Genomic DNA, 16,819 nt, shown 5'->3' with positions numbered 1-16,819 from the left:
GGCCAAACCTATGAGCGAGTTGTTGTCCTCAGTCAGTGAACACCTCCTGGCACCCGGTGGCGTGACCATCGAAAGTTTGCAAACCGTGCTCGGCGATCTGGCCGGGCCAGGCATCGATGCCGCCGACCTGTATTTCCAGGGGCAGATCTCCGAGTCCTGGGCCCTGGAAGATGGCATCGTCAAGGAAGGCAGTTTCAATCTTGACCAAGGTGTAGGCGTTCGTGCGCAATCCGGGGAAAAGACCGGTTTTGCCTACAGTAACGCGATCACCCTGGAGGCGTTGGGCCTGGCCGCACGTGCCGCGCGTTCGATCTCCCGTGCTGGCCAACATGGCACGGTACAGGCGTTCAGTACCCAGGACGTGGCGCAGTTGTATGCGCCGGACAACCCCCTGGAAGTGATCAGCCGCGCGGAAAAGGTCGAGTTGCTCAAGCGTATCGATGCGGCCACCCGCGCCCTGGACCCGCGTATCCAGCAGGTCTCCGTGAGCATGGCCGGTGTGTGGGAACGCATCCTGGTGGCGTCCACCGACGGGGGGCTGGCGGCGGACGTACGGCCGCTGGTGCGTTTCAATGTCAGCGTGATCGTCGAGCAGAACGGCCGCCGCGAGCGTGGCGGCCACGGCGGCGGCGGGCGTACCGACTACCGTTACTTCCTCACCGACGACCGTGCCATGGGCTATGCCCGTGAGGCTTTGCGCCAGGCGTTGGTGAACCTGGAAGCCATTCCTGCGCCGGCCGGCACGTTGCCGGTGGTGTTGGGCCCGGGCTGGTCCGGCGTATTGCTGCACGAGGCCGTGGGCCATGGCCTGGAAGGCGATTTCAACCGCAAAGGCAGTTCCGCCTACAGCGGGCGCATGGGCGAGATGGTTGCGTCCAAGCTCTGCACCATTGTCGATGATGGCACCCTGGCCGGTCGCCGCGGCTCGTTGAGCGTCGATGATGAAGGCACGCCGACCGAATGCACCACCTTGATTGAAAACGGTGTGCTCAAGGGCTACATGCAGGACAAGCTCAATGCTCGCCTGATGGGCGTTGCGCGCACCGGTAACGGCCGTCGCGAATCTTATGCGCACCTGCCGATGCCCCGCATGACCAACACCTACATGCTCGGTGGCGAAAGCGACCCGGCGGAGATCATCGCCTCGGTGAAGCGCGGCATCTACTGCGCCAACCTCGGCGGCGGCCAGGTGGATATCACCAGCGGCAAGTTCGTGTTCTCCACCAGCGAGGCGTACTTGATCGAAGACGGCAGGATTACCGCGCCGGTCAAAGGGGCAACGTTGATTGGCAATGGCCCGGAAGCCATGAGCAAGGTGTCGATGGTCGGCAACGACCTGGCCCTGGACAGTGGTGTGGGCATGTGCGGGAAGGATGGGCAGTCGGTGCCGGTAGGTGTCGGCCAGCCAACGCTGAAAATTGACGCGATCACCGTGGGTGGCACGGGGTCGTAAGGGGTGGAGCTTCGGGTGGCGAAGATCGCCACCCGGGGAAGGGCCTCAACGCAGGCCGCGTTGAGTCTCGTCCAGCTCACGGATGTATTTGAAGATTTTACGGCTGGTGGCCGGCGCCTTGTTATGCGCCTGCTCGTGCTGGGCCTGACGGATCAGGGAGCGCAGTTGCTGGCGGTCCGCGTCCGGGTAGTCCAGCACGAATTTCTCCAGCACCGCGTCATCGCCCGAGATCAGGCGGTCACGCCAACGTTCCAGGTTGTGGAAACGTTCGTTGTACTGGCGAGTGGAGGCATCGGTTTGATCAAGCAAGGCGAGAATGGCGTCAGTGTCCTGATCGCGCATCAGCTTGCCGATAAACATGATGTGCCGTTTACGCGCGATATTCGCGGTGTGCTTGGGTGCATCCGCAAGCGCCCGGCGCATCTCGTCGGTCAGTGGCAGTTTTGCAATCAAGTCTTTCTTGAGCGTTGTAAGGCGCTCGCCCAGGTCAACCAGAGCATGCAGCTCACGTTTGACCTGGGTTTTGCTTTTCTCCCCATCGAGGGAGTCGTCGTAAGAATCAACCATGGTGGCAGTCCGCAAAGAAACGCCGCCATGATAACCAGTCGGGGGCCGCTTGTCCGGCCCGGTCGCTCGATGGCCTTAGCCGAAAGCAGAATTTGAGTGGAGAAAACCATGAGTGCAGCCCAAAGCGTCGGTCCGCAAGCGTTACCGGCCCTGCAGGAACAAGTCGAGCAGATCCTTGCCGAGGCCAAGCGCCAGGGGGCCAGTGCCTGTGAAGTGGCGGTGTCGCTGGAGCAGGGGTTGTCGACGTCGGTACGTCAACGGGAAGTGGAAACCGTCGAATTCAACCGTGACCAGGGCTTTGGCATCACCTTGTATGTGGGGCAGCGCAAAGGTTCGGCCAGTACGTCGGCCAGCGGCCCGGAGGCCATACGCGAAACGGTTGCCGCCGCGTTGGCGATTGCCCAGCACACCTCTGAGGATGAAAGCTCGGGCTTGGCCGATAAGGCGCTGATGGCCAAGGACTTGAAGGATTTCGATCTGTTCCATGCCTGGGACATCACGCCCGAGCGGGCCATCGAGCTGGCGCTGACCTGCGAAGCGGCAGCGTTCGATGCCGATACCCGCATCAAGAACGCCGATGGCACCACGTTGAACACGCATCAGGGCTGTCGCGTCTACGGCAACAGCCACGGGTTTATCGGCGGGTATGCGTCCACGCGCCATAGTCTGAGCTGCGTGATGATCGCCGAGGCCAATGGCCAGATGCAGCGTGATTACTGGTACGACGTAAGTCGTCAGGGTGAATTGCTCGCAGACCCTGCCAGCATTGGTCAGCGTGCCGCACAACGTGCCGCGAGCCGCCTGGGCGCGCGCCCGGTGCCGACCTGTGAAGTGCCTGTACTGTTTTCGGCGGAGCTGGCAGGCGGTTTGTTCGGCAGTTTCCTGAGTGCCATTTCCGGCGGCAACCTGTATCGCAAGTCGTCGTTCCTTGAAGGGGCGATCGGCCAGACGTTGTTTCCCGAGTGGCTGACCATCGATGAGCGTCCGCACTTGATGCGGGCCATGGGCAGTTCGGCGTTCGATGGGGACGGTTTGGCCACGTATGCCAAGCCGTTCGTCGAAAACGGTGAGCTGGTGTCTTACGTACTCGGCACTTACTCAGGCCGCAAACTCGGCCTGCCAAGCACCGCCAACGCCGGTGGCGTGCATAACCTGTTCGTGACCCATGGCGACGAAGACCAGGCGGCGCTGTTGCGTCGCATGGGACGTGGCCTGCTGGTAACCGAATTGATGGGCCATGGCCTGAACATGGTCACTGGGGATTATTCCCGTGGTGCGGCGGGCTTCTGGGTGGAAAACGGTGAGATTCAGTTCGCCGTCCAGGAAGTGACCATCGCCGGCAATATGCGCGATATGTTCAAGCAGATCGTTGCTGTGGGAAATGACCTGGAACTGCGCAGCAATATTCGCACAGGCTCGGTGCTGATCGAGCGGATGACCGTCGCAGGCAGTTAATCTCGCTACAGCTTCACAAAAAGGCGCGCCATCTTACGGATGACGCGCCTTTTTTGTGGGCGTGTTTCAGGGGGATTGAGGTGTTGCTCTTGTTTTGATTCTCAATATCATTTAATAATAAATATCATTACCGGATGAGTGTGGATCATGAGTTCTGTCCTGCATGAGGATCCTTACCTGGAAAGCTGGCGCTGGATGAGTCGCCAGATTCGCTGTGGTCTGGATCCCAATGAGCCTCGCCTGATCGAACATTACCTCAATGAGGGCCGATACCTGGCGTGTTGTACCGCGACCCATCCGTGGACCATCGCTGAAACCTCATTCCGCCTGCTGATCGACACCGCCAGCGATATTGCACTGCCGTGGCATTGGCGATCCCTGTGTCTGGATCAAGCCTGGCGCCCACTGCGCGACCTGGAAAAACTCGCCCACTGTGCCTGCCGCCTCAAGCGCTGGCAGACCTTTGCCTGGCAATTGGCGACCTGCGAATTGCTTCCCTCCATTTCCGTTTCTGACCTGGTGCAAGGATCTTCCGATGAGTAACACCCGTATCGAACGCGACAGCATGGGCGAACTGCAAGTCCCCGCCGAGGCCTTGTACGGTGCGCAGACCCAGCGCGCGGTGAACAACTTTCCGATAAGCCACCAACGTATGCCGGCGCAATTCATTCGCGCACTGATCCTGGCCAAGGCGGCGGCTGCCAAGGTCAACGTCGACCTCAAGCAGATCAGCGAAGGGCAGGGCAAAGCCATCGTCGATGCCGCCCAAGGCTTGCTCGAAGGCGATTACATGCGGCATTTCCCGGTGGATATCTTCCAGACCGGTTCCGGCACCAGTTCGAACATGAATGCCAACGAAGTGATTGCGACACTCGCCAGCCGCTTGCTCGGCGAAGCGGTCAATCCTAACGATCATGTGAATTGCGGCCAAAGCAGCAACGACATCATCCCGACCACCATCCACGTCAGTGCCGCGCTGGTGCTGCACGAGCAGACGCTGCCGGCCCTGCTGCACCTGGTGCAGGTGATCGAGCAGAAAGCCGAAGAGGTTCACCCATTCATCAAGACCGGCCGCACGCACCTGATGGACGCCATGCCCGTGCGCATGAGCCAGGTGCTCAATGGCTGGGCGCAGCAACTCAAGGCCAATATCGGTCACCTGCAGGATTTATTGCCGGCCCTGCAGGCTCTGGCCCAGGGCGGTACGGCGGTGGGCACCGGGATCAACGCACATCCGGAGTTTTCGGCGCGTTTCAGCCAGCAACTGAGCAGCCTGGCCGGCGTGAAATTCACGCCGGGCAAGAACCTGTTCGCGCTGATCGGCTCCCAGGACACTGCCGTCGCCGTCTCCGGCCAGTTGAAAGCCACCGCCGTGTCGCTGATGAAAATCGCCAATGACCTGCGCTGGATGAACTCCGGCCCGCTGGCCGGCCTGGGGGAAATCGAACTGGAGGGCCTGCAGCCGGGCTCCTCGATCATGCCAGGCAAGGTCAACCCGGTGATCCCGGAAGCCACGGCCATGGTGGCTGCGCAAGTCATCGGCAATGACACGGTGATCACCGTCGCTGGCCAATCCGGCAATTTCGAGCTGAATGTGATGCTGCCGATCATTGCCCAGAACCTGCTCAGCAGCCTCGAATTGCTGGCCAATGCCAGCCGCCTGCTGGCAGACAAGGCGATCGCCAGCTTCAAGGTCAACGAAGCCAAGCTCAAGGAAGCGCTGTCGCGCAACCCGATCCTGGTCACCGCACTCAACCCGATCATTGGTTACCAAAAGGCCGCTGAGATTGCCAAGAAGGCCTATCAGCAGGGCCGTCCGGTGATTGATGTGGCCCTTGAGCACACCGACCTGCCCCGTAGCCAACTGGAAGTCCTGTTGGATCCGGAGAAGCTCACGGCCGGCGGCGTGTAATCACCGACCCTGCTTTGGAGGCTCACCATGGAGCACTGGAAACGCACGATCGAACGCGCCAATCGCTGCTTTATGCAGGGCGAATTGGTTGACGCTCGCGAGGCCTATCTGCAAGCCCTGGCCCTGGCTCAAGTGTTGTTCGAGCGCTGGGCGAATGCCGACGAAGCAGTAGCGGCTTGCGTCATTTCCCATCACAACCTGGCGGATTTGCACCTGCGCCTGAATCAGCCCGAGGAAAGCGCCGAATACCTCTGCGCCATTCACCAGCGCTTGCTCCAGGCCATGCAGGACGTGCGCCTTAGCCCGCAGCTGCGGGAAGCGGCGCTGCGCCAGAGCAGCAAGACTTACGTCGAACTGTTGAATTTCATCAGCGATCACGGTGAGTACCCGCGCACCCATCGCTTGCTGGGCGGTACTGCGGTGCAGCCGACCACGTCTCAATACGGAGCACATTGATATGACCTACACCTTGCCAGCCTTGCCCTATGCCTACGATGCCCTGGAACCGCATATCGATGCGCAAACCATGGAGATTCACTACACCAAGCACCACCAGACCTACATCAATAACCTCAATGCTGCGGTCGAGGGCACCGAGTTTGCGGGCTGGCCGGTGGAAAAACTGGTGTCCAGCGTGCAGCAGTTGCCGGAAAAACTGCGTGCGGCCGTCATCAACCAAGGCGGCGGCCATGCCAACCACTCGCTGTTCTGGGCGGTGATGTCGCCTAAAGGTGGCGGCAAGCCCGACGGCGCATTGGGAAAAGCCGTAGAAGAGCAACTCGGCGGTTTCGACAGTTTCAAGGAAGCCTTCACCAAGGCCGCCTTGACCCGTTTCGGCAGCGGCTGGGCGTGGTTGAGTGTCACTCCGCAAAAGACGCTGATAGTGGAAAGCAGCGGCAACCAGGACAGCCCGTTGATGAATGGCAACACGCCGATCCTCGGCCTGGACGTCTGGGAGCATGCTTACTACCTGCGCTACCAGAACCGTCGACCTGAATACATCAACGCCTTCTACAGTGTTATCAACTGGCCGGAAGTCGCCGCACGCTATCAGGCCGCGTTGACCTGACATTCACTTCCATAACAAGATCTAAGGCCGACTATGGGCTCTGAAACACTGGCGATCAGCAGCGTGCGAATGTTTCGTTATGCGTTTGGTTCGCTGCTGCTGTTGGCAGGTACTGCATTGCTGGTGGCCCACGGGCTGGCCTGGCTGGATCTGGCACCGCGCATCATGCGCGCCCTGCAGGGCGGGGCGATTTGCGCGCTTGGCACGGCGCTGGGGGCGGTTCCGGTCTTGGTGATTCGGCGGATGCCGGTGGCGTTGAGCGATACCTTGTTGGGCTTCGGTGCCGGTGTGATGCTGGCGGCGACCGCGTTTTCGCTGGTCGTGCCGGGAATTGCTGCGGCCGAAGCCCTTGGTCTTTCGCCCTGGGGGGCAGGTGGGCTGATCAGCTTCGGCATCATGCTGGGGGCATTCGGTCTGTATCTGGTGGACCGCAAGGTCTCCGGCGCCAGCCCGGAGATGTTGGTGGGCACACCGGATAAACCGGTGATTCCACCGCGTATCTGGCTGTTCGTGTTTGCCATCATCGCCCACAATATCCCCGAAGGCATGGCCGTTGGCGTCTCAGCCGGCGGCGGCATGCCGGATGCCGACAGCTTGGCCATGGGCATTGCTTTGCAGGATGTGCCCGAAGGCCTGGTCATTGCGCTGGTATTGGCTGGGGCAGGGATGTCGCGGATCAGGGCGTTCCTGATCGGCGCCGCGTCAGGCTTGGTAGAGCCGGTGTTCGCCGTGCTTTGCGCCTGGCTGGTGACCCTGGCCGAGGTGCTGTTACCGTTGGGCCTGGCACTGGCCGCTGGCGCGATGCTGTTGGTGGTCACCCACGAAGTGATCCCGGAGTCGCGCCGCAACGGTCACGAAAAACTCGCGAGCCTGGGGTTGTGCATGGGGTTCTGCTTGATGATGGTGATGGATACCGCCTTGGGGTGAGGCCTCAGCGGGGGGAGGGGTTACTCACCCTCATCAAAGAAGTTGTTGATCAGCGCCACCAGGGCGTCCATTGCTTCCTGCTCTTGCTCGCCCTCGGTGCTCAAATGAATCTTGGTGCCCTTGCCGGCCGCCAACATCATCATCGCCATGATGCTTTTGCCATCGACCATGCTCTCAGGTGTACGCCCGGCGCGGATCTGGCAAGGGAACTGCCCGGCAATACCGACGAATTTGGCCGAGGCGCGGGCATGCAGGCCCAGCTTGTTGATGATTTCAATTTCCAGAGCGGGCATCGCGGGGGTGTTCCTTTCAGCTAAGGTCGCGGTGGCGAACCTGGACGTTCTTGAGGGTTTGTTGCAGCACCTGGCCCAGGCGCTCGGTCAGGTAGACAGAGCGGTGGTGACCGCCGGTGCAGCCGATGGCAATGGTGACATAGGCTCGGTTGCTCGCGGCAAAGCGCGGCAACCATTTGAGCAGGTAGCTGGAAATGTCCTGGAACATCTCATCCACATCCGGTTGCGCGGCCAGGTAATCGGCCACAGGCTGATCCAGCCCCGACTGGTCGCGCAGTTCCGGCTTCCAATAAGGATTGGGCAGGCAGCGCACGTCGAACACCAGGTCGGCATCCACCGGCATGCCACGCTTGAAACCAAAGGACTCGACCAGAAATGCCGTGCCAGGCTCCGGCTGGTTCAGCAGGCGGAGCTTGATGGCATCGCGCAACTGGTACAGGTTGAGGCTGGTGGTGTTGATCTTGAGGTCGGCGAGGTCAATGATCGGCCCCAGCAGCTTGGTTTCGTCCTCGATGGCTTCGGCCAGGGAACGGTGCGGGCTGCTGAGGGGGTGACGTCGGCGGGTCTCTGAGAAGCGCTTGAGCAGGGTTTCTTCGTCGGCGTCCAGATACAGCACATCGCAATGAATGTGCTTGGCGCGCACCTCTTCGAGCAATTCCGGAAAGCGCGTGAGGTGGCTCGGCAGGTTGCGGGCGTCAATCGAAACCGCGACCAGGGGTTGTGCCAATTCGGTATGGATCAGTGCCCGCTCCGCCAATTCCGGGAGCAGACCGGCGGGCAGGTTGTCGATGCAATAGAAGCCGTTGTCCTCAAGGACGTTGAGGGCGGTACTTTTACCCGAGCCGGAGCGGCCGCTGACGATGATCAAACGCATGATTACTGCCCGTTTTGTTCATCCAGGACAACTTGATACAGCGCCTCGTTGCTACTGGCACTGCGCAGTTTGTCGCGTACTTCCTTGCGGTCGAGCATGCTTGCGATCTGCCTAAGCAGTTCCAGGTGTGCGTCGGTGGCGGCCTGTGGGACCAGCAGAACAAACAGCAGGTCTACCGGGGCGCCGTCGATCGCGTCGAAATCGATAGGTGCGTCCAGGTGCAGCAGGGCGCTGACAGGTGTCTCGCAGCCTTTGAGGCGGCAGTGGGGAATGGCGATGCCGTTGCCAAAACCGGTGGAGCCGAGTTTTTCACGGGCAATCAGAGCCTCAAAGACATCTTGCATCTCCAGCTCAGGCACTTGGCTGCTGATCAGGTTGGCAATTTGTTCGATGGCTTTCTTCTTGCTGCCGCCCGGCACGTTCACGAGGGAACGGCCGGGGGTCAGGATGGTTTCAAGTCGGATCATGGGGGGAGAGTTAACGACCTGTGCCCTGAAGCAGGCTCAGATTCTTTTCCTTATGCTTTTTGAGTTGGCGGTCAAGCTTGTCTGTGAGCAAGTCGATTGATGCATACATGTCTTCATGTTCGGCATTGGCGACCACTTCTCCACCGGGTATCTGAAGAGTCGCTTCGATTTTCTGCTGAAGCTTGTCGACCTTCATGATGACCTGCACGTTGGTGATCTTGTCGAAATGACCCTCAAGCTTCCTCAGCTTCTGCTCGACGTAGTCGCGTAGTGGAGGGGTGACTTCTACATGGTGTCCACTGATGTTGACTTGCATACAGCTTCTCCTTCGTTGCCAGTGCATAAAGCGGCGGGTAGGAATACCCGCCACTGGAACGCTGTGGCCCGCCCGTCACATCAAACGCTTACGTTCGCTGGAAGGCGCGATCCCTAGGGACTCGCGGTACTTGGCGACGGTTCGACGGGCGACCTGAATGCCTTGTGCCTCCAGTAAACCAGCGATCTTGCTGTCACTCAACGGCTTTTTCTGATTTTCCGCAGCAACCAGTTTTTTGATGATTGCGCGGATCGCCGTGGACGAGCATTCGCCGCCTTCGGATGTGCTGACATGGCTGGAGAAAAAGTATTTCAGCTCATATATGCCCCGTGGGGTATGCATGAATTTTTGTGTGGTCACCCGGGAAATCGTCGATTCGTGCATGCCCACCGCTTCTGCGATGTCGTGCAGGACCAGCGGTTTCATCGCCTCGTCACCATATTCCAGGAAGCCGCGCTGATGCTCGACGATCTGGGTGGCCACTTTCATCAGGGTTTCGTTGCGGCTTTGCAGGCTTTTGATGAACCAACGCGCTTCCTGCAACTGGTTGCGCATGAAGGTGTTATCGGCACTGGTATCGGCACGGCGCACAAAACCGGCATATTGCGGGTTGACCCGCAGGCGCGGCACCGATTCCTGGTTCAGTTCCACCAACCAGCGCTCGTTGTCCTTGCGCACGATCACGTCGGGAACGACGTATTCGGCTTCACTGGACTCGATCTGCGAGCCTGGACGCGGGTTGAGGCTTTGCACCAGCTCGATGACCTGGCGCAGGTCGTCTTCCTTGAGCTTCATGCGCCGCATCAACTGGCTATAGTCGCGGCTGCCCAGCAGGTCGATGTAGTCGGTGACCAGGCGCTGAGCCTCTGCGAGCCATGGGGTCTTGGCGGGCAGCTGGCGCAGTTGCAGCAGCAGGCATTCGCTCAGGGTGCGGGCACCGATGCCGGCGGGCTCGAATTGTTGGATGCGGTGCAGGACCGCTTCGATTTCGTCCAGCTCGATGTCCAGTTCCGGGTCGAAGGCCTCGAGAATCTCTTCGAGCGTCTCGTCCAGGTAACCCTGGTTATTGATGCAGTCGATCAGGGTCACGGCGATCAGGCGATCGGTGTCCGACATCGGCGCGAGGTTCAGTTGCCACAGCAGATGGCTCTGCAGGCTCTCGCCGGCGGAAGTACGGGTGGTGAAGTCCCACTCGTCATCGTCATTGCTGGGCAGGCTGCTGGCGCTGGTCTGGTAGACGTCCTCCCAGGCGGTGTCCACCGGGAGTTCGTTGGGAATGCGTTCGTTCCAATCGCCTTCCTCAAGGTTATCCACCGTGGGGGCGGATTCCTGGTAGGAGGGTTCCTGTACGTCGGAATTGGGTTTTTGCTCGATGTTGTCGGCCAATGGGTCTGCATTATCGAAGTCGTCGCCTTCTTCCTGGCGTTCGAGCATCGGATTGGACTCCAGGGCCTCCTGGATTTCCTGTTGCAGGTCCAGGGTCGACAATTGGAGCAGGCGGATGGCCTGTTGCAGCTGCGGTGTCATCGTCAGCTGCTGGCCCATTCTCAGGACTAGCGATGGTTTCATGGCAGGGGCTTAACACCTTATTCGCCGGCGCAATGCGCCATCCACGACAGGGCGCGTGAGCGCCAAACATAAGCAAATTATATGCCTGATATCGGGGGCTTTGCCTAGAGCGCGGTAACAATAAAAATCCGGAGGTTTTCATTGACTCCCGCGCATCGGGCAAACGACCTGCCACCGCCTTGTTGTTGCAGGCGGCCTTACAGGCGGAACTCGTGACCCAGGTACACTTCCTTGACCAGTTCGTTGGCCAGGATGGTGGCAGAGTCGCCTTCGGCGATCAGCTGGCCATCGTTGACGATATACGCGGTTTCGCAGATATCGAGGGTCTCACGCACATTGTGGTCAGTGATCAGTACACCGATGCCCTTGGCCTTGAGGTGGTGGATGATCTGCTTGATGTCGCCGACCGAGATAGGGTCGACGCCGGCAAACGGTTCGTCCAGCAGGATGAACTTGGGGGCAGTGGCCAGGGCGCGGGCGATTTCCACGCGACGACGCTCACCACCGGACAGGCTCATGCCAAGGTTGTCGCGAATGTGGTTGATGTGGAATTCCTGCAGCAGGCTTTCCAGTTCTTTGCGGCGGCCGTCACGGTCGAGTTCCTTGCGGGTTTCAAGGATGGCCATGATGTTGTCGGATACTGACAGCTTGCGGAAGATCGACGCTTCCTGCGGAAGATAGCCAATACCGGCACGGGCGCGGCCGTGCATTGGCTGGTGGCTCACATCCAGGTCGTCGATCAGTACGCGACCTTGGTCCGCCTGGACCAGGCCGACGATCATGTAGAAGCAGGTGGTCTTGCCGGCGCCGTTAGGGCCAAGCAAGCCGACGATCTGGCCGCTGTCGATCGACAGGCTGACGTCGCGCACGACCTGACGGCTTTTATAGGCCTTGGCCAGATGCTGGGCTTTCAGGGTTGCCATTACTCGGCCTTCTTCTTCGGCTGGATAACCATGTCGATGCGTGGGCGTGGCGCGGTGACCTTGCTGCCATTGGCACGACCGGCGTTGGCGATCTGCTTCACGGTGTCATAGGTGATCTTCTCGCCTTCCGTGGAGTTGCCATCGGGGCTGAGTACCTTGGCTTGGTCGATCAGCACGATGCGATTCTGCTGGGCGTGATACTGGATGGTCTTGCCGTAGCCCTTCATCGGGCCGGTGTCGGTAGCCGACTGCTTCTGTTCGAAGTAAGCCAGGTTGCCCACCGAAGTCACTACGTCGATATCGCCCGCCTGGGTGCGCGTCAGTGTCACCGTGTTGCCGGTGATCTTCATCGAACCCTGGGTGATGATCACGCCGCCGGTATAGGTGGCGACGCCTTGCTTGTCATCCAGCTGCGCATCGTCAGCCGAGATGTGGATCGGTTGCTGGCTATCGTTCGGCAGAGCCCAGGCGCTCACGCTTCCCAGTGCTGCGCCCAGACCGAGCAAAATAGGGAGAGTTTTAACGAGCCTCATACTGTCCTCTTACGTTCGATAGCAGGTGTATCCTGCTTTCTTTCAAATACGCTTTCATTCCCTTGCCAGTCGATACACCGCCAGCGCCGTCGATTCTAACGTCTTGCTCGGTCTGCGCATATTGCTTCTGTGGGAATACGGTCATGCGACTGCTGGTAATCACGGTGTCACGGTTTTTGGCGTCAGTGCGCGCAACGCGTACCGAGTCAATCAGTTCTACCTCGGTGCCGTCCGGGTTCACCTCGCCACGCTTGCTCGTGACATGCCATGGGAACTCGGTGCCGCGATACAGGTTCAGGTCCGGGTTGGTCAGCAGGGTGACTTCGGTGGCCTTCAAATGCTCGACTTTGTCCGAGGTCATCTCGTACTGCACCTTGCCGTCGGGCAGGAACTGCACGCTGTAGGCATTGGTTGCGTAATAGTCGATAGCCCCTTCGTCAACCTGCGCAACAGGCTGGTCGAGGAAGCGCCCCGGGCTGATATTCCAGTAGCCCACCGCCAGAAACAGCGCGGCAATGACCCCGAATAGCAGGAAGTTGCGAATCTTTTTACTCAGCATAAAACGCTCTATAGGTAGGCGGCGTGGGCCGCTTCAAGACTGCCCTGGGCTCGCAGGATCAGTTCACAGAACTCGCGGGCGGCACCTTCGCCGCCACGGGCGGTGGTGACGCCATGGGCGTGCTCGCGAACAAACGTCGCCGCATTGGCGACGGCCATGCCCAGGCCCACTCGGCGAATGACCGGCAAGTCGGGCAGATCATCGCCCAGATAGGCAACCTGCTCATAGCTTAGGTTGAGTTGGCCAAGAAGCTCGTCCAGAACCACCAGTTTATCCTCGCGGCCCTGATACAGGTGAGGAATACCGAGGTTTTGTGCGCGGCGTTCCACAACGGGGGTTTTTCTGCCGCTGATAATCGCCGTTTGCACGCCCGAAGCCATCAGCATCTTGATGCCCTGGCCGTCGAGGGTATTGAACGTCTTGAATTCGCTGCCATCTTCGAGAAAGTACAGGCGGCCATCGGTCAGCACGCCATCAACGTCGAAAATCGCCAGTTTGATCTGTTTACCGCGTTGCAACAGGTCGCTGGTCATTTACATCACTCCCGCACGCAGCAAGTCGTGCATGTTCAGGGCGCCCACCGGGTGGTCGTCGCTATCGACCACCACCAGCGCGCCGATTTTGTGGTCTTCCATGATCTTCAATGCTTCGGCTGCCAGCATTTCAGGGCGTGCAGTCTTGCCATGGGGGGTCATCACGGCGTCGATGGTCGCGGTGCGGATATCGATGGTGCGGTCCAGGGTGCGACGCAGGTCACCGTCAGTGAATACCCCGGCCAGGCGCCCGTCGGCTTCCAGGATCACGGTCATGCCCAGGCCCTTGCGGGTCATTTCCATCAGCGCGTCCTTCAGCAGGGTGCCGCGTTGGACGTGGGGCAATTCCTCGCCTGAATGCATGACGTTTTCCACTTTCAGCAGCAGGCGGCGGCCCAGGGCGCCACCCGGGTGGGAAAATGCGAAGTCTTCAGCGGTGAATCCACGGGCTTCCAGCAGCGCCACGGCCAGGGCGTCGCCCATGACCAGGGCGGCGGTGGTGGAGGAGGTCGGCGCCAGGTTCAGCGGGCAGGCCTCGTGGTCCACGTGAACATTCAGGTTCACGTCGGCGGCCTTTGCCAGCGTAGATTCCGGGTTGCCGGTGACGCTGATCATCTTGATGCCCAGGCGCTTGATCAGCGGCAGCAGGGTCACGATTTCGTTGGTGGTGCCGGAGTTGGACAGCGCCAGGATGATGTCATCCTTGGTGATCATGCCCATGTCGCCGTGGCTGGCTTCGGCCGGATGCACGAAAAATGCGGTGGTCCCGGTGCTGGCCAGGGTGGCGGCGATCTTGTTGCCGACGTGGCCTGACTTGCCCATGCCGACCACGACAACACGGCCCTTGCTGGCCAGGATCATCTCGCAGGCGCGTACGAAATCTGCGTCGATATGGGCCAGCAAGCCTTCTACGGCTTCAACTTCGAGGCGGATGGTGCGTTGCGCGGATTGAATAAGGTCGCTGGATTGGCTCATGTCTGAAGTCGTATAGCCTGACGAAAAGTCGGCGATTATAGCGGTAATGATCAATTCCCTCACGCAAGTTCGTCAGGCTTTATTCAACGAATGCCTGAGAACCATCCTCAGTAACATAGCCAGCAACGTTTTTTCCCTGTCCCTAAACTGAACTAGCGCAGTTCCGGCCTTGGGCGCCCTGTACCAGCAGTGATATAGTTCGCCGCCAGTTCGGTCCGCCCAGCCCATGTGGCTATCTATATGCGTCACCGTTGCAAACGTTTGTCGCATGCATGGTGTCTGAGTGAGAGGCTGCATCCCAAGGAGTTTAGATGAGTGCCGATAACGCCTACGCGGTCGAGCTGAAGGGACTGACCTTCAAGCGCGGGACGCGCAGCATCTTCAATAACGTCGATATTCGCATTCCCCGCGGCAAGGTCACGGGCATCATGGGGCCGTCCGGTTGCGGCAAGACCACGCTGCTGCGTCTGATGGGCATGCAATTGCGCCCCAGCGCCGGTGAAGTATGGGTCAACGGCCAGAACCTGCCGACGCTGTCGCGCAGTGATCTGTTCGATGCGCGCAAGCATATGGGGGTGCTGTTCCAGAGCGGTGCGCTGTTTACCGACCTCGATGTGTTCGAGAACGTGGCGTTTCCGTTGCGGGTGCATACCCAGCTGTCCGACGAAATGATTCGTGACATTGTGTTGCTGAAACTGCAGGCCGTGGGCCTTCGTGGTGCCATCGACCTGATGCCCGACGAACTGTCCGGCGGCATGAAGCGCCGCGTGGCCCTGGCGCGTGCCATTGCCCTCGACCCGCAGATCCTCATGTACGACGAGCCCTTCGTCGGCCAGGATCCGATTGCCATGGGCGTGCTGGTACGCCTGATCCGTCTGCTCAACGATGCGCTGGGTATCACCAGTATCGTGGTCTCCCACGACCTTGCAGAAACCGCGAGCATTGCCGATTACCTTTATGTAGTCGGCGATGGCCAGGTGCTGGGGCAGGGTACGCCTGAAGAGCTGATGAACGCCGACAACCCGCGTATTCGCCAATTCATGACCGGCGATCCCGATGGCCCTGTGCCTTTTCACTTTCCGGCAGCGGATTACCGCTCAGACCTTCTGGGGAAGCGCTGATGCGCAAGACATCTCTCATCGAGAAGGTTCGCCTTTTCGGTCGATCCGGTATCGACATCGTCGAAGTGCTGGGCCGCTCGACGATTTTCCTGTTTCACGCGTTGCTCGGCCGCGGTGGCATCGGCGGCGGCTTCGGCCTGTTGATCAAGCAGTTGCATTCGGTGGGCGTGATGTCCCTGGTGATCATTGTGGTCTCCGGGGTGTTCATCGGGATGGTGCTGGCGTTGCAGGGCTTCAATATCCTGTCCAGCTACGGTTCGGAGCAGGCGGTAGGGCAGATGGTTGCCCTGACGCTGCTGCGTGAGCTGGGGCCGGTCGTGACCGCGTTGCTGTTCGCCGGGCGTGCGGGTTCTGCGTTGACCGCCGAAATCGGCAACATGAAGTCCACCGAGCAGTTGTCCAGCCTGGAAATGATCGGCGTGGACCCGCTCAAGTACATTGTTGCCCCGCGCCTGTGGGCCGGCTTTATTTCCCTGCCGTTGCTGGCGATGATCTTCAGCGTGGTCGGTATCTGGGGCGGCTCGTGGGTGGCGGTGGACTGGTTGGGCGTCTATGACGGCTCCTACTGGGCCAACATGCAAAACAGCGTGACCTTCAGCGGTGACGTGCTCAACGGCATCATAAAGAGCATCGTCTTCGCCTTTGTAGTGACCTGGATCGCCGTATTCCAAGGCTATGACTGTGAGCCCACTTCAGAAGGGATCAGTCGCGCCACCACCAAGACCGTTGTGTACGCCTCGTTGGCAGTACTGGGCCTTGACTTCATTTTGACCGCCTTGATGTTTGGAGATTTCTGATGCAAAACCGCACTGTGGAAATCGGTGTCGGCCTTTTCTTGCTGGCTGGCATCCTGGCTTTACTGTTGCTGGCCCTGCGAGTCAGCGGCCTTTCGGCCAGCCCCACCGCCGATACTTATAAACTTTACGCGTACTTCGACAATATCGCCGGTTTGACTGTCAGAGCTAAAGTGACCATGGCCGGTGTGACCATCGGCAAGGTCACGGCAATCGATCTGGATCGCGACAGCTTCACCGGTCGAGTGACGATGCAACTGGACAAGAAGGTAGATAATCTGCCGACCGACTCCACTGCATCTATCCTCACTGCGGGCCTGCTGGGCGAGAAGTACATCGGTGTCAGTGTGGGCGGGGAAACAGCGCTGCTCAAGGATGGCTCGACCATCCACGACACGCAGTCGTCGCTGGTGCTTGAAGACCTGATCGGTAAATTCCTGCTCAATACGGTCAATAAAGACGCCAAATGAGGAATCTGT

General features: G+C 59.8%; 21 protein-coding genes. 10 read left to right on the top strand and 11 right to left on the bottom strand.

Annotated features, from left to right (window positions below):
* Positions 1–10: 10 nt before the first annotated feature.
* Positions 11–1,453 carry a metalloprotease TldD gene (gene tldD / locus AC07OP_RS05070; protein ID WP_027604822.1) on the top strand — a complete coding sequence of 481 codons (1,443 nt, stop codon included), beginning with the start codon at positions 11–13 and terminating at the stop codon, positions 1,451–1,453.
* Between the two features lie 45 nt (positions 1,454–1,498).
* On the opposite strand, the gene yjgA is transcribed toward tldD, so the two are convergent.
* Positions 1,499–2,020 (bottom strand): ribosome biogenesis factor YjgA, encoded by a 522-nt coding sequence (gene yjgA / locus AC07OP_RS05065; protein WP_017138246.1) that lies wholly within the window; start codon positions 2,018–2,020, stop codon positions 1,499–1,501.
* A gap of 108 nt (positions 2,021–2,128) precedes the next feature.
* Here yjgA and pmbA point away from each other — a divergent pair, with 108 nt between their 5' ends.
* From pmbA to AC07OP_RS05035, 6 genes are all read left to right on the top strand, one after another.
* Positions 2,129–3,475: a metalloprotease PmbA gene (pmbA, locus tag AC07OP_RS05060; protein WP_027604821.1), complete on the top strand. Its 1,347-nt coding sequence runs from the start codon at positions 2,129–2,131 to the stop codon at positions 3,473–3,475.
* 147 nt (positions 3,476–3,622) lie between these two features.
* Positions 3,623–4,018, top strand: a complete 396-nt coding sequence (locus tag AC07OP_RS05055) for a FagA protein (RefSeq protein ID WP_065938527.1) — start codon at positions 3,623–3,625, stop codon at positions 4,016–4,018.
* The gene (locus AC07OP_RS05050; protein ID WP_495101134.1) at positions 4,011–5,387 is read left to right on the top strand and encodes a class II fumarate hydratase; all 1,377 of its coding nucleotides are present in this window, start codon (positions 4,011–4,013) and stop codon (positions 5,385–5,387) included. Before AC07OP_RS05055 ends, AC07OP_RS05050 begins: the two co-directional genes overlap by 8 nt.
* 27 nt (positions 5,388–5,414) lie before the next feature.
* Positions 5,415–5,843, top strand: coding sequence for a DUF2753 family protein (locus AC07OP_RS05045; RefSeq protein WP_024073462.1), 429 nt, complete (start codon positions 5,415–5,417; stop codon positions 5,841–5,843).
* Between the two features lies 1 nt (position 5,844).
* Positions 5,845–6,456, top strand: coding sequence for a superoxide dismutase (locus tag AC07OP_RS05040; protein WP_495101135.1), 612 nt, complete (start codon positions 5,845–5,847; stop codon positions 6,454–6,456).
* 33 nt (positions 6,457–6,489) lie between these two features.
* The gene (locus AC07OP_RS05035; RefSeq protein WP_115486642.1) at positions 6,490–7,383 is read left to right on the top strand and encodes a ZIP family metal transporter; all 894 of its coding nucleotides are present in this window, start codon (positions 6,490–6,492) and stop codon (positions 7,381–7,383) included.
* Positions 7,384–7,403: 20 nt separating this feature from the next.
* On the opposite strand, the gene AC07OP_RS05030 is transcribed toward AC07OP_RS05035, so the two are convergent.
* The 10 genes from AC07OP_RS05030 to AC07OP_RS04985 form a co-directional block, all read right to left on the bottom strand.
* A complete protein-coding gene (locus AC07OP_RS05030; RefSeq protein ID WP_027604815.1) occupies positions 7,404–7,676 on the bottom strand; it encodes an HPr family phosphocarrier protein in 273 nt (90 codons plus the stop codon).
* Positions 7,677–7,692: 16 nt separating this feature from the next.
* Positions 7,693–8,550: an RNase adapter RapZ gene (rapZ, locus tag AC07OP_RS05025; protein WP_495101136.1), complete on the bottom strand. Its 858-nt coding sequence runs from the start codon at positions 8,548–8,550 to the stop codon at positions 7,693–7,695.
* A gap of 2 nt (positions 8,551–8,552) precedes the next feature.
* The gene (ptsN, locus tag AC07OP_RS05020; RefSeq protein WP_495101137.1) at positions 8,553–9,017 is read right to left on the bottom strand and encodes a PTS IIA-like nitrogen regulatory protein PtsN; all 465 of its coding nucleotides are present in this window, start codon (positions 9,015–9,017) and stop codon (positions 8,553–8,555) included.
* 10 nt (positions 9,018–9,027) lie between these two features.
* Positions 9,028–9,333, bottom strand: a complete 306-nt coding sequence (gene hpf, locus AC07OP_RS05015) for a ribosome hibernation-promoting factor, HPF/YfiA family (RefSeq protein WP_027604812.1) — start codon at positions 9,331–9,333, stop codon at positions 9,028–9,030.
* Positions 9,334–9,408: 75 nt separating this feature from the next.
* On the bottom strand, positions 9,409–10,902 hold the full coding sequence (locus tag AC07OP_RS05010; protein ID WP_065938529.1) for an RNA polymerase factor sigma-54: 1,494 nt from the start codon (positions 10,900–10,902) through the stop codon (positions 9,409–9,411).
* A 197-nt stretch (positions 10,903–11,099) separates the two neighbouring features.
* Positions 11,100–11,825, bottom strand: coding sequence for an LPS export ABC transporter ATP-binding protein (lptB, locus tag AC07OP_RS05005; RefSeq protein ID WP_016974288.1), 726 nt, complete (start codon positions 11,823–11,825; stop codon positions 11,100–11,102).
* Positions 11,825–12,358 carry a lipopolysaccharide transport periplasmic protein LptA gene (gene lptA / locus AC07OP_RS05000; RefSeq protein ID WP_027604809.1) on the bottom strand — a complete coding sequence of 178 codons (534 nt, stop codon included), beginning with the start codon at positions 12,356–12,358 and terminating at the stop codon, positions 11,825–11,827. Before lptA ends, lptB begins: the two co-directional genes overlap by 1 nt.
* Positions 12,345–12,917 carry an LPS export ABC transporter periplasmic protein LptC gene (gene lptC, locus AC07OP_RS04995; RefSeq protein WP_065938531.1) on the bottom strand — a complete coding sequence of 191 codons (573 nt, stop codon included), beginning with the start codon at positions 12,915–12,917 and terminating at the stop codon, positions 12,345–12,347. Before lptC ends, lptA begins: the two co-directional genes overlap by 14 nt.
* Positions 12,918–12,925: 8 nt before the next feature.
* Positions 12,926–13,450 (bottom strand): KdsC family phosphatase, encoded by a 525-nt coding sequence (locus tag AC07OP_RS04990; RefSeq protein ID WP_495101138.1) that lies wholly within the window; start codon positions 13,448–13,450, stop codon positions 12,926–12,928.
* Positions 13,451–14,425, bottom strand: coding sequence for a KpsF/GutQ family sugar-phosphate isomerase (locus AC07OP_RS04985; RefSeq protein ID WP_065938532.1), 975 nt, complete (start codon positions 14,423–14,425; stop codon positions 13,451–13,453).
* Between the two features lie 311 nt (positions 14,426–14,736).
* On the opposite strand from AC07OP_RS04985, the gene AC07OP_RS04980 reads away from it, so the two are divergent.
* The 3 genes from AC07OP_RS04980 to mlaD are packed head-to-tail and all read left to right on the top strand — an operon-like array spanning position 14,737 to position 16,810.
* Positions 14,737–15,546 (top strand): ATP-binding cassette domain-containing protein, encoded by an 810-nt coding sequence (locus AC07OP_RS04980; protein ID WP_003171811.1) that lies wholly within the window; start codon positions 14,737–14,739, stop codon positions 15,544–15,546.
* Positions 15,546–16,343 carry a lipid asymmetry maintenance ABC transporter permease subunit MlaE gene (mlaE, locus tag AC07OP_RS04975; RefSeq protein ID WP_010213107.1) on the top strand — a complete coding sequence of 266 codons (798 nt, stop codon included), beginning with the start codon at positions 15,546–15,548 and terminating at the stop codon, positions 16,341–16,343. Before AC07OP_RS04980 ends, mlaE begins: the two co-directional genes overlap by 1 nt.
* Positions 16,343–16,810 carry an outer membrane lipid asymmetry maintenance protein MlaD gene (mlaD, locus tag AC07OP_RS04970; protein WP_003171814.1) on the top strand — a complete coding sequence of 156 codons (468 nt, stop codon included), beginning with the start codon at positions 16,343–16,345 and terminating at the stop codon, positions 16,808–16,810. The genes mlaE and mlaD overlap by 1 nt, the downstream gene beginning before the upstream one ends.
* Positions 16,811–16,819: the final 9 nt, after the last annotated feature.

The organism is Pseudomonas sp. GW821-FHT09D08, assembly GCF_059416305.1.
This window is presented reverse-complemented; position numbering and strand designations above follow the sequence as displayed.